This window comes from Paenibacillus sp. 23TSA30-6 (genome assembly GCF_014858585.1).
Lineage (GTDB): Bacteria > Bacillota > Bacilli > Paenibacillales > Paenibacillaceae > Paenibacillus.
Genome location: NZ_SLTL01000006.1, coordinates 158974 through 182085 on the forward strand (window position 1 = coordinate 158974; position 23112 = coordinate 182085).

Genomic DNA, 23112 nt, shown 5'->3' on the forward strand with positions numbered 1-23112 from the left:
TATTTTTCTCTCCTTAGCTTGTAATATCGTAATATTCGTATTAGAACTGCTATTGAATCTTTTGTATTTGCTCGTAATAGCTATCCATTTGGACAAAGCTCATACCGATCAAAGGAATGACCAAATACAAAAAGATAAGACCGTACATCGGAGCAAAACCGATCAACCTTCCCCAAATGGCCTTGCTATCTATAATTTTTTCATACTCCTGTTTTCTTTGTTCAAAATAGTAGGACATATGGGAATCCAAATCGTCGAAAGCCTCTCGAATCGTAATTTTGCCCAAAGACAGATGCAGCTTGTCCACCAAGCGTTGAAATTCGGGCAGTGGCGCTTCTTCTTTCAACAAGTCAAGTGCTGCCTCAGGCCCGTGCTCATAATGAAGCAAGCATTTTTGTAAAGGTCTTTTGAAAATAACCGAAAAACGGTTTAGCCATTCCAATATTTCCTCAACAGACATTCGTTCCATGGCTCGCAAAATCGAAATAACCGTCTGAAACTGGTAAACCTCATGCCTCATATCCAAGCGCCGCATTTTTCGCTGCAAGTACAATAAAAGCATAGGCATCTGATAGGCTACATACCCGGCAACCAAACTGATCAGCACTTCCCACCACTTGATGTATTCCTCGTTCCACGCTTCCAGCTTTTGCAGGATACGACGCGTATTTTCGGAAAGCTGCTCTGGAGTATATCTGCCACCAGAAACCTGCTTCAATGCTGCATACGTCTGCTCATAGGTGCTGTCTGCCCTCATGTTTAGCGCATGCATCATTTTGCGGTCAATCTCACTCTGCTTGAAAGCTTCTTTTTTCTCCGCTGGACCCAAACGCCCAAACATTTGTCCCGATTGAACCGGAGCGTGAAGGATATGTGTTTTCTCAGCTTGATGTAAAATAAATACCGTACTGATGCTGAACACCAATCCTGCGATAAAAAGAGTGATTCTGCGTATGTACAGCCACTCCAGCTTGACCTCTGCACCGCTTTCCTTAAGCAGCCGGGTCAGTTGGAAATAAGAGGGCATATGCTGTCGCGGAATTAAAGCATCCACCACATTACGAATAATGGGGAAACGATACAGCTTTTGCTCCCAGACCCGTTTTCCTTTGCCCGCACGATATCCAGTCTCGTCGGTCTGTTGCAGCTTTTGGAGCAGGAAGTAAGATACTATAATTACAATATAGACGGACAATTTCGTGATAAAGCCCCATTTCCCCTGATAAAACTCATCCATAGATGGAAAGCTGGACCTTGCCCATCTTTCGATTGGCATTGTAAAGAAAACAGGTGCAAGTGCGATCACATTTAAACTTTTGAGCAGGTAGTCCAGTTTATTTCTCCGCAGCAGTTCCAGTTGGATTTCGCGCGCAAGACTGCCAAGTCCCTTTAAATAAATGGAGCCTCCCTCTTCAATCCGGTCACCAAACTCCATTACCATATATGAAATACCGGCAAATGCTTTTAAAAACCGATTAGGAGCGGACTCATAGTATCTTTCCAGCGCTTCGTGCGGATCAGCGTCCGTCAGCGCCTCATGAATAAGTCGCGCATGCCTTCCAGCCTCAGCCCCTGCCAAATCGGCCGCCTCGGATATTGCCTCCTCCACCATGCCGTGCTGATGATAATGATGGCGTACATTGGCGAACAATTCGATCATCTGTGCATGCAGCCTTTTTTCCATCCGGCTAATCGCCATATCCAAGATGAGACTGTTAATCACCACTCCGCATAACAGAGCCAGTATGGCAAACTCTATCCCCGGTTTCATCATAAGCAACACAACGCCGCTGCAAGCAAAAGCCCCCCAAATGAACAACGTCATCTTCATCGTCTCAAGGCGAAGCTTATATTCATCGTAGGCGTGCAAACCGGATAATCGTTTACGTACACTCGTGATATACCCGGATGTAACAGGAAATCTCATGCCTATCGTGTACAACCTGTGCATTGCAGATTGCATTTGCCGTTGCAGTACTGCCTTTCCCTTCCGTCCCTCTCGCACAGAATGAATTCGCCCTCTTCGGATTGCATGACCATTACGCTTGCGCAGCCACCACAAAGTCACATAGAGAAGCGCGAAGCACCCACCCGAAATGAGCAAAACCCACAGTGAAATTTCTTTAAGACTCATAGGCTTCCTCCCAATAGCGAGTCAGGAATCTGCGAAAATCTCCGGCATCCTTGACGTTCATCTGTTCACACATTTCTTCTGTACTTTTGACAGTCAGGGGCTCCATCGCCATATATCTCCCATTCCGATATTCCATAACATGACGGTAGCTATAACTCGATGCAGAGCTGGAGCCTGAACCTGTATGATCGGGATCGCGCGGCACACATTCCGTAATCCGTTCAATAAATCGCCGTCCCTCAGCATCACGCTTGAGATGCACATCAAAGTTAATGACATGAACGACCTGTTCCTCAGCAATACCTTCATGCTGAAACACTCCTGTTTTGAGCAGTGAATTACGAAGGGAGAACACAAGATCACGAAAGGTTTTGGCGTGATGGGTAAAAATGGTGAACAGACTGGCGACCTGCGACATTTGAATCATCCATGCGGCTACCTCGTCACTGGCTACTTCACCAAGGATATTGACGGTTCCATCTGTCTTTTTCTGCAAATCGAGCCCTTGTTGCCCTGAAATATGATCCGTTTCCCGAAAGGTCAGAATGTTACGGCGGCTGTAAATGCTTCGCAGATGCAGCTCAAAGGCCATTTCCTGCACACGAAGCGTATACGAAGCGTAAATATGCTTGACCATCGCCATCAGCAACGTCGTTTTACCTGAACCTTGCGCTCCGGTGATTGCTGTGATGCGACTGCCTTTCATTAAATAAGAAAGTAACTGTATCGGAAACTCGGCATTTTCTCCCTTAATTAATTGCTCAAGCGATGCGCTTTGAATATCGAATTTACGGACAAAGAAAGCCCACGATTCTGAAAAAGGAGGTCGTACCACAACAACCCGTGACCCATCCTTCATTTCGTTCACCTTATAACCATTGGCTTCGGAAAGCTGCCCCGGGTAATTGTATTTGTAAATATTTTGGCACACCCTTTTAAGCTCCCGCTCTGAACCGAAGGAAAGGAACGAAAGGTGGATGGTCTTACCTTTATAAAAAATCCACACACTCTCATAACCATTCGCTATCGGTTCAGATGTTGGTTCGAATGCATATTGATCCTGAGGCCAATCGGCCGATACAGGGATTCCGCCTTCCGGCACACCGCTAACGCCCCCACTGACACCGTCGATCCGCTGGTCACGAATATCATCAGTAACGGAAAAGCCTTTATAGTGCTGATAAATCCGCTGCACAATAATATCTACCTTCTCCAGAAAGGAGAGAGGGCGATGCTCACAGTCATAGATATAGCGGATATCCTCTGCCGTGATATGATAGCTTCCATCCTCTTCATCTTGCTGCGAATATCTCATTTCCGCCAAATCATAAGTATCCAGCAAGCGAGACAGGGCATCGACACCAAACTTTTGCTGATATTGGTAAAATACAATTTCGAATTGGTCCTGTACGCTAAACAGCTCTGGTCTGGAGAATGGCATAACGGTATCAACGATCTTTTCATTCAAGCCATAACCGTTAATCAGCAGCTCAGCCATCAAATTTTTAACAAAACGTTTGTCTCCACTGCTGCCATTGGCACAGTCCTTTAACGCCCTGCGCAGTTCGGCCCTTTGATGGATACGCCGCCTGTATTCCTCCTCATGTAATCCGGCATCCGCCATCTGACTATGACTTAGCTCGTGCAGCGCATTTTTGATATACTCCATCAGCACCTCCAATGTGGCATCTTCACTCTCTGGAGCTACTCGAATAGTTGAATGCCGCAAGCGAAGGCTCCCTCGGTATTTAACGATAACCAGTATGATACACAACAGAATGATGCAAGTAAGAATTAGCCCGTTGATCATTTGAGGGGAGAGCATTTAAGCGCCCCTCTCCAAAGCCTTGAGCCGAAGATCGGACTCTGCCGCCTCCAGAATAGCCTTGCTAATCTGCCGTATGCTCTGTGCCCATCCCACTGGCATAAAAAGCTTACGGTCCTTCTCTTTCCCGCTTCGTACATCCCGCTGCACATGACCTATCACGTCTCTGCGGTTCCACGCATCCATAAATTCGGTGCTATAAGGAACGGTATGGAGTGCTCCCTTGTAGCCATATCTCCTGCGAATATTAGCCACATTTGCTTGAGAGTGCACATCATATTTTCCAAGTACGATCAATAGCGGCAATTCTAAGTAAGTGGATAATGGAGACACAGATTCAAAGTAGGCATCCAGTTCTCTCATATTTTGAGTCAGCGAAAGGACTGCCAGCTTGGCTCGCACACATGCTTCATGCTGTACAGCTCCCCATCCTGCCCCGCTCCCTGCATCGACCAGCGTCAAATCATAATACTGATCTGCCGTATCCATAACTGCTCGTACAAGAGCAGAGGATAACAATGGCGGCGCGGCTCCAAAGCTTGAGGTTCCCTCAAGCACATCGAGAGTCTGCTCCAGTATAGGCGTCGTATAATTGCGAATATTTTCTCTGGATAATGTCCCTCGCAGAGCTAATCGTGCAAGAGCATCCCAACCTCCCTCCTGAAGCTGTAAGCTTGGATCGTCCATCCGATGTTCTTGTATGGGAAATCCCGACTCAATCCCGCTATGTCTGCGCCCCAAATGGGTCAGCAGCAGTCGCCCTCTATAAAGATTACCTATAGTAACAGCTATGGATGCCGCCAAAGAACTGCTTCCACTCGCTCCCTTAACCGGGCTCCAAAACAAAATAGTACTCATGCTTTCCTCCTTTCCGCACGCTTTAACGCATGACGGCTCTCTCTGGGTTCCCAACCCATTAATTCTCCAATGCAACGACTCAGTTCTTTCTTATACATTCTGGACAATGGCTTAAGCTTGAGCTGTTGTTTGTGCTCATTTTCCAGCTTCAGGGCAAGATGCCCTTCATCCCATGGCAGTATATACGGCTCCTGCTGCCAAGAGGCCGGAAAGCGGTTCATGTATTCCCATAAATACGGCTCCTCCACGCCACAATCTACAGCCTGTATAAATAACTTGAGAAATACAAGATTCTTCGGAAATTCAGGTTGACTAAACAAACGCTCAAGCCACACCTGTCCGTTGTCCATTAACATCCGGCTATAGTCACTGACCCAAACCCGCTGTTCTGCCTCTTGCCAAACAGATACGGGGCAGAAATCAGGTGACTCTACATCCAGAAGAACAATGTCATAAGTCAAACCTGCTTTCCGATCTGCCATCATAGCGATATGCAGATCATCCCAAGATGTAAAACCCGTGGCGACATCAAAATCGCCAAACTGCACAATGGGAAGTGGTTTGTCGAGCATCCCTATGCTGTATCGATACTGTCCTCGCAGCGTAGCATCCACAAGTAATACCTGTTGACCGGATGCTGCCAATATACTGCTGATGTATAACAAGGTATCGCTTTTATCACATAGCCCGGCAAATATCCAAGTTTTCATACGTTTGTCCCTTTTCTCTGATTTATTTACCATATGGATCAGAGCTTCCGCTCTGCGTCAAGATGTCTGCTTGTTCTTTGGCATCCTGCCCGTTTTCATATCCGTCCCCTGTACCTGTACTCTCATTCAAAGCTCCACCAGCATTCGTTCCCGCATGCTGTGCCGCAACTTCCTCACTCAGGCTCCTTTCTATAGGTGTCGATATGACATTGTTTGACGCACTAAGTGCATTTTCAAGAGAACCACGCAACTGCTTGGACAGCTTTTGTTCAGCAACGCGGATCAAATTAGGATCACTATTCATTAACTCTATCACCTTCGAATTGGGTGGATAGGTTGGAATCGCCTTCGGCTGGAATTGCGGATCGACATACGTTAATGCATAGATCGATGCTTTATGCAGATAGGCGTCAACAATCCCACTCGAAAGCGATAATATTTCCTGCTCATTCAACGTAACCCAGATGACCGGACCTTCCAGCTTGGAAATTTTCTTTTTGGCTAGCAGAATATAATCCTGACCCGTTGGAAATTGAATACGAATATCTACTTCGTCTCCGGCTTTGAGGCTGTTTGGGAGGACCACCACCTTCAGCTCCCGATTACGTAAGTCTTTAGATGTAGGTTCTTCGGCAGTAATCATAGCTGATGTAAGCACGGACCCTTTTTTCAGCTCAATTTTAGCCGTGCTGCCGGAAGCTTCATTTTTACCCGCAACCAAATTGGCTGGAGCCTGAGAGCCAGGGACCGTAATTCCCTTCAAATCACTAGGTGTAATCTGCTCACCCGGAGAAATATCACGAACGACAACCCATCCTTTTTTCGCCGTTCGTTGTTCTTGCTCATAGCCTTTCCATTTTTGTGCTGCCTCTGCTTCGGCCTGCTTCCTGACATCATTCAATTGATGGGTGTTAATTATAAGGTAGCTCGCGAAGACAACGCCAACAATACCCGCACCAATAAAACCGGCGTAAAGCTTTTGCTTACTGCTTTTTCTTAGCTTGGACACACAACTTCTCCCCTGCCTTTTTGATATATACCTTTTATCTAGCGCTGACTGCGTTTGAGGAATCCAAAGCGTTTCTTTCGCGTATCGGGAATGGCCCCACGAAACAGTTCATCCAGCACTTGATCCATCTCGTCCTCTTGCTCAAATGGATCGGAATGGAATGGTAAAGCAAACACTTTGTCGTGATCCAATTCCTTACGCAGCCTGCGTATAGCCTCCGTTGCTGCCAGCGGCAAACAGTAATTCCATTTATGCTGCGGATGGCGCTGGAGAGAACGAGCCAGTCCTGCTATATCTTGAATTCTCCACTCAGCTCCAGAACCGACCACTAACGGGTAATCGGCTCTCAAAAATTCTTCCAAGCGCTCATTATCCTGCCCGCTCCCCAAATCCAGCACAATAAATTGGTAAGAGCCCCCCAGTAACGCAATGACATCGGCACGGGATGTTTGGCGCCAATAGTGTACTCCGTCTACCTCAAAGCGCCGGCTTGAACTCGCTCGCCCATCGGGTACTCCGTCTACCACTTCTTGAAGCCGGGCAAATGCTTTGGCTGTACTATGCAGTTCGACCAATGCCACTGAACGGGACCTTCGGGCCAGATAGTGGCTCACCGCAATCGCTGTGTGCGTTGCACCGGAACCAGAAGACACGCCCAGTACAGCTACAACCCTTGTACCTCCATATTCGATAGAAGCATCGCCAACGAACACTCCTTGTTGAGCAGGCTGAAAATCTGCACTGCGTCGAAGCTCCCCAATCACCTCTCCGGCAGACTGAAATCGCTCCCCTGGATGATGACGCAGCAGCTTACGAATCACCGGGATCAAATGACGAGGTAATTCTCCACGAATATATCCTTCTACTCCGGCCGTCCACTCGCTATATTTGCCACCAGTACAGAGATACAACAACAACGCTCCCAAACTGTACAAGTCCGAACGGGCATCCGTTTGGCCTGCTCCATATTGCTCCGGGGCTGCGAAGCCCACTGTGCCCAGCTTTACCGTATCCTGATTCATCTCAGCCTTATAGCTCCGCGCTATGCCAAAATCAATCAGCTTAAATTCCATTTCCGGTGTCAGCATAATATTCGTTGGTTTCAGATCCCGGTAGATGACAGGGGACTGGCGAGTGTGCAAGTAATCCAGCACATCCAGCAACTGCAAAGCTAATGGAACAATTTGCTCCTGCGGAATATGGCCTTGGTAACCCTTCATGTACGCTTCCAGCGTAATTCCTTCAATATAGTCCATAACCAGATATACCGCCCCGGATGGCAGATGCTCGAAGAAGTCAACAATTCTCGGTAATCGTGGGTGGCTCAGCGAAATCAGCATCTCAGCCTCCGCGCGTACAATCTTCATCATTTGCGGGTTGGCAACGGACTCCTTCACAGCCCATTGCTTACCTGGCAGCTTCAGATCCTCTGCCATAAACACGCTACTCATCCCTCCCGTACCCAACGTGCGGACAATCCGGTAACGCTCACCCACAACCGAACCGTATTCCAAATGCGATTGTTTTTTCATCTCTCTTGCCTCCTTTCTATAAGCAAACAACGCAAAAAAGGGAAAGCCTACCGCAAAAACACAATCTTCATGTCACCATGAAAACGATGTTCGCGGGATGCTTTCCCTTTATTTAAACGTGGTTATTGTATTTTTAAGGAACAATTTGGGTTTATTATATAGCACACCTATACCGATTGTAAAGCATTATTTTCCATACTTGATCATATACAATGTAATCTCATCCCGGTTATGGAATAGCTGCTTGGCCCGCTGGATCTGCATGCCGGACTGCTCGAACGAAGCGATCACATCATGAATAAGCGCCAAAGGCTTTTTATGCATTAGCTTGACCGTTACGATGGCAGTACCGCCGCTGCGTAAACTATACAGCAAATCAGTGACAAGCCTTGCCATCTGCTTTGGACTCCAACTCATATCACAGACCAGCAGATCAAATGTATTTTCTTTGAATTTGACCTCACTCGCATTTTTACGCAAAAAAGTCAGATTGGCATACTTCATCAACGAAGGCTCCATCTTTGCCGGATCAACCGCCGTTACTTTGAGTCCACGCTCCAGCAAAAAGGAAGTCCATCCACCCGGCGCCGCCCCGATATCCAGTCCTTGATGAAAAGCGCTAAAATCAATGCCAAACGTCGCTTCTGCTTCCAGCAGCTTGAATTTGGCACGAGAGATTTGCCCGTCCTCTTTTTGAAAACGAACTGCGCCTCCGCTCCAATCCGATAGATTATCCTGAGGATGCGACACACCTGCATACCATGTATCCGTATCCGCAAAAACGGACACAATAACCTCTGCTCCCTGCACCGTAAGCTCCATAGGAAGATCACTTAATTGCTCACTTAAAGCCTGCTTGAGCGCACCTGCGCTTTCAGCCCAACTACTGTCAGCTCCTTTGCGCACCTGCAAAGAAACGCGCTGATCTATCAGTTCTCGGCGGTTACGGATAAAAGAAACCAAACGTTCCAGCACCTGAGCCAAGTTCGTTCCTTCCTCCTGAAAATGCACAGGAAATAAGTGACGCAAAAACATTGGCGGCTGACCCGTAATCGTTCCCACAACCTCACTTGCATCCGCAGGTAATGTAGCCAGAAAAATTTCACCAGGTAAAAGTATTGTGCTTTTCACCGAGCCAAACATTCTTCTAAGCTCTTCCTGGGCATAAGGTGCAAACCCATGGTTAGCCGTGCAAACAAATCTTGATGATGACAAAGCGGTTCCGCCCTGTTCATCTGTACTCATATATGTTTCCTCCAAAATAACGTTACCCTCCAGTGCACACCCGAATCCAGGGACGGTCTCCATCCCAATCCAGCTCAACTGGAACTTCATAGGTATGCATAATCAATTCTTTCGTTAAAACCTCTTTTTTCGGTCCGGCTGCTGCCACCTTGCCATCACGGATAAGTGCCACATGGGTAAAGAGGGGAACAATCTCCTCAATATGGTGGGTTACATAGACCACTGACAAATCCCTTTTGCGAAGCCGATCAATTTCAACCAGCATTTTTTCCCGCTCAAATAGATCCAGCCCGGCGCAAGGCTCATCCATAATCAGCAAACGAGGCTCCGCCATCAACGAACGGGCGAGCATTACCTTTTTGCGTTCCCCCTGAGATAAAGTACCCAACGGATGATTCATCAGCGAACCTAAATTCATCCCCTCCAGCAGAGATACGGCTTTTTCCTTTGTCTCTGTCGGAATCTCCTGATAAAAACGCAAAAAAGCATACGCTCCAGTAGCAACTACTTCCCATACCGGATCTTTTAAAGCCAATTTTTCCAGCAACGTCTGGCTGATATATCCAATCTGCTTGCGCACTTCCCGTACGTCACATTGACCATATGTTTGCCCAAGCACTTTGACCGTTCCGCGACTTGGAAACATATAGCCTGTCATCATTTCCAGCAATGTCGTTTTACCAGAGCCGTTACGCCCCAGAATGGCCCAATGCTCATTTTCCCGTATTTCAAGATTCACATCGTCCAATATTCGGCTTTCTTCCCGCTGCAATGTGATGTTCTTCATGGATATCATTCCACCACGCTCCTTATCCTGCTCAGCAAGCGTTCCACAGATTCCATTTTGTAGATAATCTCAGGAATTTCGTTCTCACCGTTATATAAAAGCAGCGCAGGGACACTGGAAATTCGGTACTCCTGTACCAGTTCGGGAATATAGTTAATGTTGCTCTGCACTACGACTCCTTCGGGGAGCAAATGCTCTGCCACCTCCAGCATCCGCCGGGTCGCCGCGCAGGTTCCGCACATGGGAGTGTACACAAACAAAGCCAGCTTGCATCCCTCCCATATGGCACGACGTACCTCCTTTTGTCCCAGTTCCTTCATCGTTCCAACTCTTTTCTGATCTCACGCATACGTTCCTCTGGTACCGGGCCGTTATACACGGTGACTCCTTCCGGCTTGTTGGCATACAGCAGCTCATACATGGCGCGTCTGCCCTCGGCACTGGAGGAATGCAAATAAATTTCACGCGGATACAACTGCTTCCCTGCAATAGCAGCAGCCACATCTTTCCCCGTTGGCTGACCCGGCCCCAAATCATAATCCAGCGATAACACCGAAATCGGGTATTCATGAAGCAATAACAAACACTCCTCCGCATCCCTTGCCAGCTTAAAGCCCGGAGGACAAGGCCGATAATCGTCCATAAACAAATGCATTAACGTCTCCTCCTTTTTCCCAAGGATGCAAGCTTCCTAAGCCTTAAAGATGAAGAACATCCGCCAAACTGTATTTACTGCCAGCTTAGGATTAATTGAATATCTTCGCGATGGGTCCCATCAGGTCCCGTTTCACTTTCCAAAACGACTGGAATGCCCCTTACAGGCTCCTGTTCCGTCATCCAACGCATGCCCTCCAGACCAATACATCCCTGCGCAACACGCGCATGTCTGTCTTTTCTTGAGCCATACGGGTATTTGGAATCGTTCAGATGAACTCCGCACAGGGCTGGCCAATAGCCAAGACGATCCCCTTTTTCGATCAACGCCTCATCACTTCCACCGTTCCACAATCCTGCTGCATAGGCATGACAGGTATCCAGACAAAAGCCGATGCTGTCAGGGTATTGACACAACTGGCGAATTTGCACCAATTCCTCCAGCGTCGTTCCCATCAAACCGTGATCCCCCGCCTGATTTTCAATCAATATTTTAGCATTTCCTTTCCATCCTTCCAGCACATCATCAAGGCAACCAATGATATTCCGGTAGCCCTCCAGCGGATCAGACGTATGAGTGTGGCCAAAATGAACGACAATCCCCTTGGAGCCACAGGCTTCAGCAATATCCAGATCATTCCGCAACGAAGCAACTGTCAGATCATAAAGCTCCTGACCGCGTTCGCGTCCGTGGGCTGGATTAACGGGATATGGCGAGTGGGCAATAGATTGGAGTTCGTGCTTTACACAGTAAGCTTTGCAAGCGGCTGCATCAGCCTCATTCCATTCCTTTAGCCTGAGACTACGCGGGTTTTTCGGAAAATATTGAAAAGAACGCCCTCCCTGCTCTCGTGCACGCGCAGCTGCTTTGGAAAAACCGCCACGCGTACTAACATGAGAACCGATCAGCAATTTAGGCATCATGCTGCTGTACCGGGCAATAAAATGCTTTTTTTCCCGCCAGCTCCACCCGTACAATTTTCCCGCCACTTGGCGATTCTTCTCCTTCACGGTCATACACCCGGCACTGATGGTCAAAACCGCCCGTTAGTGTATCCCCCTCCATCAAAGGCATTTCCATATAACCGCCTTCCGCAGTAGCTTCACGAAGCACGGATTGCATAGCATGATACAGCTTTTCCACTTTTTCTGGCGACTGTACAATGTTTTGTACTTTGGAACCTGGTGTAAATCCAGCGATATAAGCAATTTCGTCTGAATAACAATTCCCGATACCGGAAAAAACATGCTGGTTTACCAGCGTTGTTTTCAAAATACCCCGACGTCCCTTCAAACGTGCAGTGAACTTTTCCAGTGTCATACGACGATCCAGCGGGTCAGGTCCGAGTTCAGACATCGCCTCTTCTGTTTCTTTAGCCGTCAGCAGGTGCAGGTAACCCAAGCGCAGCCCGATAAAATAAAGCTTTACTCCACTGAAATCCAGTTCAATCTGAACCGTACGGTCAGGACGCTGCTCCTCCGTTCCCAGATACAGCAGTCCTCCCAGCATCAGATGCAGCACAAGCCGCCCGCCCGTGTTCAGATGAAAAATCAAGTGCTTGCCTCGACGCTCCATATATACAACGGTAGTTCCCAACAATTGCTTCTCAAACGTTTCCACATCGGTATTAATGGACTTTACACGGTTAACCGTCACCCCAGTAATCGGAATGTCCAAAATTTGTTTTGACAATAGCGTTCTATAATTCTCCATCTCAGGAAGTTCCGGCATGTCAATATCTTTCCTTTCGTAGCTGCAAATCACTTTTGATTCTTGCAGATTATTTTAAAATGTATATTTACTATTACTTACACTCTTCCTGGAGCCAATCCCACAATTCATCCAGATTGTCAAAAATCAGGTCAGGCTTTACTCCAACGACACGTATATGTTCGTCCATGTTAATGCGGGTCGAAACACCCGATAGTATGAGAGCTGTTTTGCAACCTGCCGCCGCACCTGCCGCAATATCGGTAAGCATATTATCGCCCACAACCAGAGCTTCATCCGCTCTAATGTTCAAGCGATCCAGCGCATAGTTCATTAACACACTTGAAGGCTTGCCAATGACTACCGGTTTTACCTGTGATGCCGCTTCAATCGCAGCTCCAATCGTTCCAGCCCCCGGCGTGAGTCCATCCTGTGAAGGCAATTGTAGATCCGGGTTTGTCAAAACAAAAATGGCCCCTTCCCGAATCCAGCGCATGGCAGCAACCAGCTTATCATATGTAAATTGGCGATCTATCCCCTGCACCACATAATCAGGGTGATCCTCCACAAGCTGCAATCCGGCATCCGTAAGCGCCTGACGTAATCCCGTTTCACCAATACAATATACACGTGCTCCAGGGCTTTGCTGTGCAACATATTGTGCAGCCGCCAGCGCCGAAGTACATACTTCATCGCTAACTGCATCAATTCCCATACCGACCAAATGCTCCGCCACCGACTCAGGTGTGCGTGAAGCATTGTTCGTAACATAAGCATAAGGTATCTGGTTCGTGCGCAATTGGGATATGAGCAGATCCGCACCCTTGATCATCCGGTTCCCATGGTACAATGTTCCATCCAGATCAATTAGTAACGATTTTATCGTAATTCCCTCCCGCACTTCAAATCAATTCATCATAAACATTGAAATTATAATTCATCCCATGAATGATGTTCACCCTCTTATTTAATCACCTTAATCATTCAGGTCATAAAATAAGTTGGCCTCCCCATTTCATCTTATCTATCTTAAGTCAAAAATACGTATGAAGTCCATGAATTGCTGATAAACCGTTCAAAATAATGCCATTCCTCGCTAAAAGCCGTCGCTTTCCCAGGGAATAAGCTTGCATCTCCGTCGAAATCCATCGAAGATGCCTTTTCTACAAGGAAAATTTCCTGTATTTCCTGGCCCTGCTCAAAATATAAAATGCTTAAAATTCGATATATAGAAAACCGAATATGACACGCCTCCATATGTGGTAGTACAAATTCATTCGACCCCGCCCATATGTCGTCCTCATCTCTTGTCGCATCCTGCGCTTTCCCGGAAAATAATTTTGCAGGAAAAACAAAGGCACCGGAGCAAGCCCCGGCACCCATACACGTCTATCTTTTATAACTACCGTTTATGAACCGATATCGGGTACCGGTAACAGCACATGCTGCTCCGCCAGCAATGAATTGGGGAATATACTCCGTGCTTCCTCCAGCAACGGCTGAAGCTGCTCCTGATCTTTATATCTGGAACTAAAATGCGTCATGATCAATTGGCCCGCACCTGCCGCTTTAGCTGCTTCCGCCGCCTGAAGTGCTGTACTATGATGATATTCATACGCCGTATCCGCCAACTCATGCAGAAAAGTAGCTTCATGAACGACAACCGTTGCATCTTGAGCCAATACTACGGTATTCGGACAAGGCCGCGTGTCACCAAGAATGGTGATGATACGCCCTTTTTTCGGTGTACCCAATACATCCTCAGGATGAAGAATGACTCCACCCTCCACCTCTACGCTTTCTCCACGCTTCAGCTTGCCATACACCGGGCCGGGCTTGATTCCGTATCGCTCCAGCAGCTCCTGATTGAGCTTACCGGGCTTATCCATCTCTACAATACGATAGCCGTAGCTGTCAATACGATGGTCCAGTAGAGCCGACTCCACACGGAACTGCCCGTCATCAAACAACAGCCCTCCCGTATGCTCCACAATATGTAGTTGGTAGTTGATACGGGATTGGCTGATTCCCAGTGATAATTCGATGTACTGCTTTAATCCGGGTGGCCCGTATACCGTCAACGGTGTCGTACCTCCCTGATATGCCCTGCTTGAAAGCAGACCCGGTAGACCAAAGAGATGGTCTCCATGCAAATGGGTAATAAATATTTTTTCAAGCCTGCTTAGCTTAAGCGGCGAACGCAGTACCTCCTGCTGAGTTCCTTCGCCGCAATCGAACAACCACATGCTTCTTCGTTCCTCCAGCAAACGGAGTGCGATAGACGTCACGTTTCGCTGGATCGTTGGCACACCTGCATTCGTGCCGAGAAAATAAAATTCCATGACTTTAACCTTCTTCCTGCTGACCAGCAAAAAACCTCCGAAGCTCGGAGGGTCTTTGCTATCCCATCTGATAAAGGTGTTATACCTTTTCGACGTTAAAATACTGCGCCTGAGGGTGGCTGAACACCATGGCTGATACTGAAGCCTCCGGTTCCATCATAAACCCTTCTGTCAGTTCAACGCCAATATCCTCAGGTTTCAACAGTTGGAACAACGGCCCCTGATCCTCCAGATCAGGACAAGCCGGATAACCAAAGGATACCCGTATGCCCTGATATCTGGCACCATGCCGCTGTTTCATTGTCATATCGGCAGGGTCCGGGAAGCCCCAACTGTCCCTAATAATATGATGAAGCCGCTCGGCCAACCCCTCTGCCACTTCCAGAGCAACTGCCTGAAGCGCATGAGAACGCAAGTAATCGCCTTTTTCTTTCCATTGCGTGGAAAGCTGCTGAATACCATGACCCGCCGTAACGACCATGAAACCTACATAATCCATAACTCCGGATTCCACCGACTTCAAAAAGTCAGCCAGACACAGATAAGGTTCTACCTGTTGGCGTGGAAACGTAAAGGTGTGCAGTACCTTGCTCGTATCCGCTGGATCATAGACCAAAATCTGATCTCCTTGGGACTGTGCAGGGAAAAAACGATACATGGCATGTGCCTGAATAATCCCGTCTGTAACGGCTTCAAACATGATGCTGTCTACGGTTTCCTTCAACTGAGTCGCTTTCGGATTCCCCGAAGCCAGCAACTGCTCTACATTTCCTCTTAAACCAAGATGATGCCCCATCAGCATCTGCATATTCACATAAGGCAAAATATAATTGAGCGGATAGTTGCGCAGTACGTGACGATCCGTATCCGGCGGCAAATAAACAGGTAAATCCTGAGCAATGTTAGAGCGAACCGCCCGGGTTAGCTTAGGCAACTGCTTAGTTTCCACGATCGTCGCAGCTTCCGCCTCTCGCTCGGCCTCCATGTCCTCAGCCATTTTCTTACGGGACTCAGGATTCATCAGCTTGTTCGCGATATCCAGACCATCCATAGCATCCTTGGCATAGACGACCAGTCCGTCATACTCTGGACGGATACGGTTTTTGGTAAACTTACGCGTCAAAGCAGCTCCGCCAACCATAATCGGGATATCAATATTCGCATTTTTCAAATCTTGTGCAGTCAACACCATCTGTTGAGCCGATTTAACAAGCAAACCGGATAAGCCAATCGCGTCGGCCTTTTCTTCACGGTAAGCCTCAATAATGCGTTCTGGTGGTACTTTTATACCCAGATTTACAATATGGTAACCATTGTTGGATAGAATTATCTCCACCAGGTTTTTACCGATGTCATGCACATCGCCTTTGACCGTAGCTAGCAAAATCTTACCTTTTACCGAGGATTCATTTTTCTCCATATACGGCTCCAGGTAAGCTACCGACGCCTTCATGACTTCAGCGCTTTGCAGCACCTCTGCAACGATCAATTCATTATTGTTAAACAGACGGCCTACCTCTTCCATACCCTTCATCAGTGGCCCATTAATAATCTCCAGCGAAGAATACTTGGCGAGCGCTTGCTCCAGATCCGGAATCAGTCCCTCCTTACTGCCTTCTACTACATAGGAAGCCAGCCGCTCTTCGAGCGACAGATTGGACACCTTCTCCTTCTTCTCCACTTTCTTATTACGGAAAGCAGCCACAAAAGCGGCTAAAGTTTCATCGTTCGTTTTATAAATCAGGTCTTCGGCGAGCTTCCGTTCATGCTCGGGTATCGAAGCATAACGTTCGAGCTTCTCCGTATTTACAATCGCGTAGTCCAAGCCTGCTTTGGTACACTCGTACAAATAGACGGAATTGAGCACTTCACGCCCCGCCTCCGGTAAGCCAAAGGACACGTTACTGATACCCAGAATGGTGTGAACCCCTGGAAGTGCCTCTTTAATAATCCGAATCCCCTCAATCGTTTCCTTGGCCGAACCGATGTACTGCTCATCACCTGTTCCGACGGGAAATACGAGTGTATCAAAAATAAGATCCTCGGGTGCCAGACCGTAACGGTTCACCAGTAGATCATAAGAACGTTTTGCCACTTCAAGCTTATCCTCACGTGAAATAGCCTGACCACGTTCATCAATGGTTCCAACAACAACAGCCGCGCCGTATTTATGAATAAGAGCTGCCATTTTCTCGAATTTCTCTTCGCCATCCTCCAAATTAATGGAGTTAATGATCGCCTTTCCTTGCGAATATTGCAAGGCGGTATCAATGACCTGAATATCCGTGGTATCAATTACAAGAGGAACCTTTACCTTATTCACGACCAGCTTCAAAAAGGCTTCCATATCCGTCATTTCATCGCGGTCCGGGTCCTGTACACAAATATCTATGACGTGCGCTCCGCTCTTTACCTGAGCGCGGGCAATTTCAGATGCCTCTTCATATTTGCCTTCCACGATCAAACGCTTGAATTTGCGGGAGCCGAGAACATTTGTTCGTTCACCAACCATATAGGGACGATTTTCCTGTTCAATATAGACAGGCTCAATACCCGATACAGCCGGTGGGTGATGACCTGCCAGCGGGCGCGGCTCAAACTGCGCCATACGTTCACTCATAACCCGAATATGCTCAGGCGTGGTACCACAGCAACCTCCTGCAATATTCAGCCAGCCTTTTTCGGCGAAAGCGGCCATTTTACGGGCCAATGAATCAGGCGATTCATGATATTGACCGTTTTCATCAGGCAAACCTGCATTCGGATAACAGCTAATTGCTGCTGAGGACATATCGGAGAGAGAGCGAATGTGATCCCGCATAAACTCCGGTCCTGTAGCACAATTCAGCCCGATCGACACCGGGTGCAAGTGTTCCAGCGAAATGCAGAAGGATTCGATATTTTGCCCTGCCAACGTCGTTCCCATCGGTTCAATCGTTCCCGAAATCATTATGGGAAGCTCCATATCCGTCTTCTCAAAAGCCTGCCGAATTCCAATACTTCCGGCTTTGACGTTAAGCGTATCCTGCGACGTCTCCAAAAGCAGGGCATCCACGCCGCCTTCAATTAGCGCCAAGGCTTGCTCTTCATAGCTCTCGATCAGCTCCGCAAACGTAACACCACCTGTCACGGATAATGTTTTCGTCGTCGGTCCCATGGCTCCTACAACAAAACGAGGCTTGTCCGGTGTGCTGTACTTATCCACCGCGTTACGCGCCAATCTAGCTGCAACGAGATTAATCTCACGGGCACGCTCCGGTATATCGTAATCCGCCAAAACAACGGATGTCGCTCCAAAAGTATTCGTTTCAATCAGGTCTGATCCGGCCTCCAAGTATGCTTCATGTATCCCTTGAATGACATCCGGTCTGGTCAAGACCAACATCTCGTTGCAGCCCTCCAGCTCTTCCCCACCAAAATCGTCGGGGGAAAGATCCTCTTGCTGGATCATGGTGCCCATGGCCCCATCAAGAATGAGTATTCTTCGTTGTAATGCATCCTGTAAGCTAACTTTATCCAAAATCTCTTCACCCCCGCAAAACGTTAAATCCTAGTTTAGCAGAAACCGTATCATTTAGATAGATTGAAGTAAAATCATACGTTTTATACGGCTTCTTCCGTACAAAAGCCACTCTCGATATTCATTTTTACAGTTTGTAGTATAAATTGTTACAAACCAATATTGTACAACGATTCAAGACATGGTATCCTGTATACAACATTAAACCAAGTGGAAAAGAGGGATAACCGATGGCTGAAATCCTAATACGCAATACGAATGTACGAATTAGCGATGAAGACAAGGTACGTGAATTTTTGGAGAGCCAAGAGGTATTGTACGAGCATTGGGATGCTTCCAAGCTGGCCGGGGAGCTGCAAGAAAACTTTATCCTGACGGATGAGCAAAAAGCGGCTGTTCTAAGCACTTTTGAACCCGAAATCAAGGATTTAGCCGCCCGTCGCGGGTATAAAATATGGGATGTTATCACCCTGTCCGAAGCAACACCGAATCTGGATGAGCTGCTTGCCAAGTTTGAGCAAATTCATACGCATACTGAAGATGAAATTCGTGCTATTGTGGCAGGCAAAGGCATTTTCATCATTAAAGGTCCTGAAGAAATCGGATATTTTAATGTTGAGCTTTCACCTGGTGACGTTATTTCGGTACCAGAAAATATTCCTCACTTCTTCACCTTAATGGAAAATCAGAAGATCGTCGCAGTACGTTTGTTCATCGAAGAAAATGGCTGGATTGCCGAGCCGTTTGAAGATTCATCGTTTATTAAGGCATAATACTATAATAGCGAATTCATCCTAATGTGGATAAAGCAACTCCCTCTGCTCTGAGACACCTGAGCGGAGGGAGTTTTTTTAACTTGTTACTATAAATAAGAGCCGAAAAGCACTTACTTAAACGATTGAATAATCCCATCCAATTCGGACAGATGCTTAATTTCGAACTTTGGCTTGATTTCTGTAGTATTGGTTTTGGCGTTTCGGTTCACCCACACGGAGTGCACACCTGCCGTCAGAGCCCCTTGAATATCAGTCGTCAGCTTATCCCCCACCATTAAAGCATGTTCAGGCTCAATACCGAGAAGTCCCAAAGCATGCTGGAAAATAGACGGATCAGGCTTTCCTTTACCAAACGAACCTGAAATAACAACGTGATCAAAGAATGGGGCTAGCTGCGGAACCCCATCCAGCTTTTCCTGTTGTAGATCAGGGGAACCGTTTGTCAACAAAAGCAGCTTATACTGCCCTTTTAGCTGCTCCAGAATCTCAAATGTTTCTTCATAAACATGGGGGCGGGAGCGTCTTTCCAAGGCAAATTGGGTTGCCAGCTTTTGCGCCAACTCTTCATTATCAATCCCCAGCTTTTGAAGACCTCTACGCCAAGATTCCTTTCGATAAGCAGGGGCCAACTGTTCCAATTGCCGGAACTCAGGCTGCTCTCCTGCCGTAAAATTCGCCCACAATCCTTCAAACGGATTAATACCAATCAATTGAGTAAAACTAAAGGTTTCATAAGACTCATACAGAGCACGCGCTTCCTTGCGGACTGCTTCTTCCAAAGCCTTCGGATCAACGCCTGCTTCCTGGGAACCTGTCTGGCACGCCGCGTCAAATGCCTCTTCTACGCTGCGCTCATCCCACAGAAGTGTATCATCAAGATCGAACATTACCGCCTGAATCGTCATCTGAATTATCCACTCTCTTTCCACTTTATATGTACGCTTGTTCTGCCTTGTCGCGTCTACAAGCATTCCAATCGTTATGCCCATATTAAGCAAGAGGCCGCGATGTGTTATATGAGATAACATCATGCGACCTTATTTACAGAGGCTACAGCCCACAGACAATTTAAACGATTCGTACCAAAGAAGTCGTTATTTTTTGTCTATTTGAACCTGATTAGATAGCGCAAACTTCTCAAGCCGCTCTGCAATGGCATCCGTATCATAACGGCCCAGTGATTTTGTGAAAATAAAATTGCCACCTTTACCTTTTCTTTCAACCGTTACGTAACCCTTTTCAATCTTGATGGCTTTCATATCCTCTGCTGTCATTGGACGCTCTCTGCCACCCTTCAGCATATACAGCGTGCTCTTTCCAACCTTCAAATAAGGACGACGGATGAAAAAGATAACAGCCAGCATCAAATACAAACCGAATACAAGCCAGTCCATTCCCCGCATGCCAGTCTTAGTCAAAAAATAACTCATGAGCATGTACAAAACTGCAAGTCCAGCCAGCATGATTGGCACGGTAAAATTACGTCCACGGAAAATATCCATTGCAGAACCGGCACCACTAATGGTTTGAATACCTTGCTTTTTACGCGATTTATTCAAATGCGCTGTGTTTTTGCGAACTTTTCTTTCAAATGACCGGGCCATCTCTCAATTCCCTTCCCAAATATATTGCGTAAAAACAATTGCCACCAATCCTAATCTATATAGATACCAAAAATAGATACCTAAAAAAACGAAAAGCAAATTACGTGGGCTAAGCCGCTTCAGCAACATTAATGCGTCAGCCCACCATTTCCCTTCGATGTATCTTCGTCCACAATTTCAATCGTATCAAGTTGCTGCCGGAAATTACGGCGAATGTTATCCAAATAAATTTCCCGAAGATTGGCGCGCTCTGTTGTTTCCTCTTCCGTCAATCCTTCGGCTTTTGCTTTGCGAGCCAATTCATTGATGCGCTGTACCAAGCTGTCTATATCCAAATTCTGTCCCCTCCATATAAGCAAAGATATAATACACTTTGACATGTAGAAAAGAGCTTGTCAAGGTTCCCTCATTACGTTCCCTGACAAGCTCTAATCGTGACAGATCAGAAATGCGGAAGCTTTAAAACCTGGCCCGCCTGCACTCCCCGATCTTCCAGTCCGTTAATCCGAACAATTCCTTCTATATATACCCGTGTATCCATTCGTTCCGGTTTATGATTGGAGGCAATCTGCCACAATGTATCCCCATGTTGTACAATAAGTTTGGCCACCTCTTCATTCGAAACAGAAGGAGCCGCGAATACCGTCAGTACACCTGCACCCGCAATCCAGGCAACGATAACCAGAATAAGAAGTTTGGACAGGAGACTGTTGGAAATGGTCCGTACAAGCTGCGCCCTTCTCTCATTCCGGACATTTTGCATCTTTTCTAAATTCATTGGAAAAACACTTTGATATGTGCTATATTTCATCATTGGCTGCGTCCTCCAAACGTTTGTTCTTATGTTTTTTCACAATATAACACGAACATTTGTTTTGTTCAATAGAAAAGAGAACAAAAGTTCGTAATTATTTTTAGGGATTATTTAGAACTTATGTTTGTACGAACGGAGGTTCTATGCTATAATTTTCCCAAACGTTACTAAATGGGGTTGATACGGTATGTCTAAGATTTCAAGCCGCCAGCAGGCCATTCTTGAATTTATCCGAAATGAAGTGCGTCTAAAGGGTTATCCCCCTTCTGTACGCGAAATAGGTGAGGCTGTCGGATTGGCCTCCAGTTCTACGGTTCACGGTCATTTGGATCGTCTGGAGAAAAAGGGACTGATTCGTCGTGATCCAACGAAACCACGGGCTATCGAGTTACTCGGCCAAGACGAATCGGATAACAGCAACTTGATTAATTACTCTATTAGTCGTGTTCCGGTCGTCGGCAAAGTAACAGCCGGTCTGCCTATTACAGCAACAGAAAATATTGAAGATTACTTTCCTCTTCCCCAACATTTTGTTGGTGAGGATAAAATATTCATGTTATCTGTTGTAGGAGAAAGCATGATTGAGGCTGGTATTGCCAACGGAGACTATGTCATTGTACGTCAGCAGCAGACAGCCGATAACGGCGACATTGTCGTCGCCATGACGGACGAGGACGAAGCTACTGTTAAAACTTTTTACAAGGAAAAAGATCATATCCGACTTCAGCCGGAAAATCCGGCCTTTGAACCGCTTCGTCTGACGCACGTCAGTATTTTGGGCAAGGTTGTAGGACTCTTCCGGGACTTCCACTGATTTTTCATTTTTCAGCCTCGTTATTCTTTTCGCTACAACAAAACCGGCTGCCCATAGCAAGCCGGTTTTGTATTGATCTTATGTACATAGAATCTAACCTCACTACTATCCTTTTCCCTTTTGATAGCCCATGGATTAATCGGTATATATCTGCAATCTGCAATTACTGTTCTGCTTATTGGCGGATCAAAAATAACTTTGTAATTATTTTAGATAAATATGGTATATTAATATTTATAGTTTTATTAAGGAGAATTAAATGAAAAAAATTATAATTTCAGTGTTTATTGTGACTTTTATCGTAATAGGTTTTACAGCTCCAACAATGGATTATGTGTATGCTGAGGAGAATTCAACCAGAACAACCTTTGATCGCATTCATTACATACAAATAATTATCCATTTTAAATCATTGGGAAAGCAACTTGAAGCTGTACTTTCCGAAAGAAATAACTACCCAGAGGACAGTCCAAAATATAAAGAGCTTTCTGAACAAATGAATCACATTCTTGAGCAGGAAACATATTACCAGAAAAAACTTAAAGCCCTTTATAGTAAGTAATATACTTCTCCCCGTTTGTTATCTTCACTTTTTATCATTTTGCTCGTGCTGATCTGCTGTAACTTTTCCTACAACGTAAAGTTGGTAAGGATAAGGCAGGTAAGCACGAGTTTTTTTGCATTCCTTACCTTTATACTTTATTAGTTTCTGAATAACAGGGTCATAGGTAATAGCTTCTTTTTGGTTTTAATAGATTTATGCTGATACATTGTTAG

The 23112-nt window shown here is 46.4% G+C and carries 22 protein-coding genes; 3 read left to right on the forward strand and 19 right to left on the reverse strand.

Features of this window, described 5'->3' with window-relative positions; genetic code table 11:
• Positions 1 to 49: 49 nt before the first annotated feature.
• From E0698_RS07585 to metH, 15 genes are all read right to left on the reverse strand, one after another.
• Positions 50 to 2134, reverse strand: coding sequence for a hypothetical protein (locus E0698_RS07585; RefSeq protein ID WP_192511146.1), 2085 nt, complete (start codon positions 2132 to 2134; stop codon positions 50 to 52).
• Positions 2124 to 3959: an ATPase, T2SS/T4P/T4SS family gene (locus E0698_RS07590; protein WP_192511147.1), complete on the reverse strand. Its 1836-nt coding sequence runs from the start codon at positions 3957 to 3959 to the stop codon at positions 2124 to 2126. Before E0698_RS07590 ends, E0698_RS07585 begins: the two co-directional genes overlap by 11 nt.
• On the reverse strand, positions 3960 to 4817 hold the full coding sequence (locus E0698_RS07595; protein ID WP_192511148.1) for a hypothetical protein: 858 nt from the start codon (positions 4815 to 4817) through the stop codon (positions 3960 to 3962).
• The gene (locus E0698_RS07600) at positions 4814 to 5527 is read right to left on the reverse strand and encodes a hypothetical protein (protein WP_192511149.1); all 714 of its coding nucleotides are present in this window, start codon (positions 5525 to 5527) and stop codon (positions 4814 to 4816) included. Before E0698_RS07600 ends, E0698_RS07595 begins: the two co-directional genes overlap by 4 nt.
• A 22-nt stretch (positions 5528 to 5549) precedes the next feature.
• Positions 5550 to 6536 (reverse strand): SAF domain-containing protein, encoded by a 987-nt coding sequence (locus E0698_RS07605; RefSeq protein WP_192511150.1) that lies wholly within the window; start codon positions 6534 to 6536, stop codon positions 5550 to 5552.
• 38 nt (positions 6537 to 6574) lie between these two features.
• Positions 6575 to 8068: a serine/threonine protein kinase gene (locus E0698_RS07610; RefSeq protein ID WP_192511151.1), complete on the reverse strand. Its 1494-nt coding sequence runs from the start codon at positions 8066 to 8068 to the stop codon at positions 6575 to 6577.
• Between the two features lie 186 nt (positions 8069 to 8254).
• Entirely contained in the window at positions 8255 to 9313 is a 1059-nt protein-coding gene (locus E0698_RS07615; RefSeq protein WP_192511152.1) for an SAM-dependent methyltransferase, read from the reverse strand.
• Positions 9314 to 9335: 22 nt separating this feature from the next.
• Positions 9336 to 10109 carry an ABC transporter ATP-binding protein gene (locus tag E0698_RS07620; RefSeq protein ID WP_134914747.1) on the reverse strand — a complete coding sequence of 258 codons (774 nt, stop codon included), beginning with the start codon at positions 10107 to 10109 and terminating at the stop codon, positions 9336 to 9338.
• Positions 10106 to 10420: a thioredoxin family protein gene (locus E0698_RS07625; RefSeq protein ID WP_149095112.1), complete on the reverse strand. Its 315-nt coding sequence runs from the start codon at positions 10418 to 10420 to the stop codon at positions 10106 to 10108. The genes E0698_RS07620 and E0698_RS07625 overlap by 4 nt, the downstream gene beginning before the upstream one ends.
• Positions 10417 to 10755, reverse strand: a complete 339-nt coding sequence (locus E0698_RS07630) for a cyclic-phosphate processing receiver domain-containing protein (RefSeq protein ID WP_025685273.1) — start codon at positions 10753 to 10755, stop codon at positions 10417 to 10419. The genes E0698_RS07625 and E0698_RS07630 overlap by 4 nt, the downstream gene beginning before the upstream one ends.
• A gap of 74 nt (positions 10756 to 10829) precedes the next feature.
• Positions 10830 to 11678 carry a deoxyribonuclease IV gene (locus E0698_RS07635; RefSeq protein ID WP_192511190.1) on the reverse strand — a complete coding sequence of 283 codons (849 nt, stop codon included), beginning with the start codon at positions 11676 to 11678 and terminating at the stop codon, positions 10830 to 10832.
• Positions 11668 to 12486: an Fpg/Nei family DNA glycosylase gene (locus tag E0698_RS07640; protein WP_192511153.1), complete on the reverse strand. Its 819-nt coding sequence runs from the start codon at positions 12484 to 12486 to the stop codon at positions 11668 to 11670. Before E0698_RS07640 ends, E0698_RS07635 begins: the two co-directional genes overlap by 11 nt.
• A 73-nt stretch (positions 12487 to 12559) precedes the next feature.
• Positions 12560 to 13366 (reverse strand): TIGR01457 family HAD-type hydrolase, encoded by an 807-nt coding sequence (locus E0698_RS07645; protein ID WP_192511154.1) that lies wholly within the window; start codon positions 13364 to 13366, stop codon positions 12560 to 12562.
• A gap of 508 nt (positions 13367 to 13874) precedes the next feature.
• Positions 13875 to 14807, reverse strand: coding sequence for a ribonuclease Z (gene rnz / locus E0698_RS07650; protein WP_192511155.1), 933 nt, complete (start codon positions 14805 to 14807; stop codon positions 13875 to 13877).
• Positions 14808 to 14886: 79 nt separating this feature from the next.
• Entirely contained in the window at positions 14887 to 18327 is a 3441-nt protein-coding gene (metH, locus tag E0698_RS07655; protein ID WP_192511156.1) for a methionine synthase, read from the reverse strand.
• Between the two features lie 230 nt (positions 18328 to 18557).
• On the opposite strand from metH, the gene E0698_RS07660 reads away from it, so the two are divergent.
• Positions 18558 to 19100, forward strand: coding sequence for a 1,2-dihydroxy-3-keto-5-methylthiopentene dioxygenase (locus E0698_RS07660; protein WP_025685280.1), 543 nt, complete (start codon positions 18558 to 18560; stop codon positions 19098 to 19100).
• Between the two features lie 113 nt (positions 19101 to 19213).
• Here E0698_RS07660 and E0698_RS07665 read toward each other — a convergent pair whose 3' ends face one another.
• The 4 genes from E0698_RS07665 to E0698_RS07680 all read right to left on the reverse strand — a co-directional run bounded on the left by E0698_RS07665 (position 19214) and on the right by E0698_RS07680 (position 21518).
• Complete coding sequence (locus E0698_RS07665; protein ID WP_189338293.1) at positions 19214 to 20008, reverse strand: HAD family hydrolase; 795 nt, start codon at positions 20006 to 20008, stop codon at positions 19214 to 19216.
• Positions 20009 to 20197: 189 nt separating this feature from the next.
• Entirely contained in the window at positions 20198 to 20707 is a 510-nt protein-coding gene (locus E0698_RS07670) for a hypothetical protein (RefSeq protein ID WP_134914742.1), read from the reverse strand.
• Between the two features lie 128 nt (positions 20708 to 20835).
• Entirely contained in the window at positions 20836 to 21042 is a 207-nt protein-coding gene (locus tag E0698_RS07675) for a DUF896 domain-containing protein (protein ID WP_044648282.1), read from the reverse strand.
• Between the two features lie 107 nt (positions 21043 to 21149).
• On the reverse strand, positions 21150 to 21518 hold the full coding sequence (locus tag E0698_RS07680) for a LysM peptidoglycan-binding domain-containing protein (protein WP_192511191.1): 369 nt from the start codon (positions 21516 to 21518) through the stop codon (positions 21150 to 21152).
• A gap of 190 nt (positions 21519 to 21708) precedes the next feature.
• Between E0698_RS07680 and lexA the strand changes: the two genes are divergently transcribed.
• The gene (gene lexA / locus E0698_RS07685; protein WP_013310545.1) at positions 21709 to 22335 is read left to right on the forward strand and encodes a transcriptional repressor LexA; all 627 of its coding nucleotides are present in this window, start codon (positions 21709 to 21711) and stop codon (positions 22333 to 22335) included.
• 259 nt (positions 22336 to 22594) lie between these two features.
• Positions 22595 to 22897, forward strand: a complete 303-nt coding sequence (locus E0698_RS07690; protein WP_192511157.1) for a hypothetical protein — start codon at positions 22595 to 22597, stop codon at positions 22895 to 22897.
• The last annotated feature ends 215 nt before the right edge of the window (positions 22898 to 23112 follow it).

What these genes read in the sequence shown, in the direction of transcription:
- E0698_RS07585 (WP_192511146.1), bottom strand. Translation starts at nt 2,134, where the DNA reads ATGAGTCTTAAAGAAATTTCACTGTGGGTTTTGCTCATTTCGGGTGGG.
- E0698_RS07590 (WP_192511147.1), bottom strand. Translation starts at nt 3,959, where the DNA reads ATGCTCTCCCCTCAAATGATCAACGGGCTAATTCTTACTTGCATCATT.
- E0698_RS07595 (WP_192511148.1), bottom strand. Translation starts at nt 4,817, where the DNA reads ATGAGTACTATTTTGTTTTGGAGCCCGGTTAAGGGAGCGAGTGGAAGC.
- E0698_RS07600 (WP_192511149.1), bottom strand. Translation starts at nt 5,527, where the DNA reads ATGAAAACTTGGATATTTGCCGGGCTATGTGATAAAAGCGATACCTTG.
- E0698_RS07610 (WP_192511151.1), bottom strand. Translation starts at nt 8,068, where the DNA reads ATGAAAAAACAATCGCATTTGGAATACGGTTCGGTTGTGGGTGAGCGT.
- E0698_RS07615 (WP_192511152.1), bottom strand. Translation starts at nt 9,313, where the DNA reads ATGAGTACAGATGAACAGGGCGGAACCGCTTTGTCATCATCAAGATTT.
- E0698_RS07620 (WP_134914747.1), bottom strand. Translation starts at nt 10,109, where the DNA reads ATGATATCCATGAAGAACATCACATTGCAGCGGGAAGAAAGCCGAATA.
- E0698_RS07625 (WP_149095112.1), bottom strand. Translation starts at nt 10,420, where the DNA reads ATGAAGGAACTGGGACAAAAGGAGGTACGTCGTGCCATATGGGAGGGA.
- E0698_RS07630 (WP_025685273.1), bottom strand. Translation starts at nt 10,755, where the DNA reads ATGCATTTGTTTATGGACGATTATCGGCCTTGTCCTCCGGGCTTTAAG.
- E0698_RS07635 (WP_192511190.1), bottom strand. Translation starts at nt 11,678, where the DNA reads ATGATGCCTAAATTGCTGATCGGTTCTCATGTTAGTACGCGTGGCGGT.
- E0698_RS07640 (WP_192511153.1), bottom strand. Translation starts at nt 12,486, where the DNA reads ATGCCGGAACTTCCTGAGATGGAGAATTATAGAACGCTATTGTCAAAA.
- rnz (WP_192511155.1), bottom strand. Translation starts at nt 14,807, where the DNA reads ATGGAATTTTATTTTCTCGGCACGAATGCAGGTGTGCCAACGATCCAG.
- E0698_RS07660 (WP_025685280.1), top strand. Translation starts at nt 18,558, where the DNA reads ATGGCTGAAATCCTAATACGCAATACGAATGTACGAATTAGCGATGAA.
- E0698_RS07665 (WP_189338293.1), bottom strand. Translation starts at nt 20,008, where the DNA reads ATGACGATTCAGGCGGTAATGTTCGATCTTGATGATACACTTCTGTGG.
- E0698_RS07670 (WP_134914742.1), bottom strand. Translation starts at nt 20,707, where the DNA reads ATGGCCCGGTCATTTGAAAGAAAAGTTCGCAAAAACACAGCGCATTTG.
- E0698_RS07680 (WP_192511191.1), bottom strand. Translation starts at nt 21,518, where the DNA reads ATGAAATATAGCACATATCAAAGTGTTTTTCCAATGAATTTAGAAAAG.
- lexA (WP_013310545.1), top strand. Translation starts at nt 21,709, where the DNA reads ATGTCTAAGATTTCAAGCCGCCAGCAGGCCATTCTTGAATTTATCCGA.
- E0698_RS07690 (WP_192511157.1), top strand. Translation starts at nt 22,595, where the DNA reads ATGAAAAAAATTATAATTTCAGTGTTTATTGTGACTTTTATCGTAATA.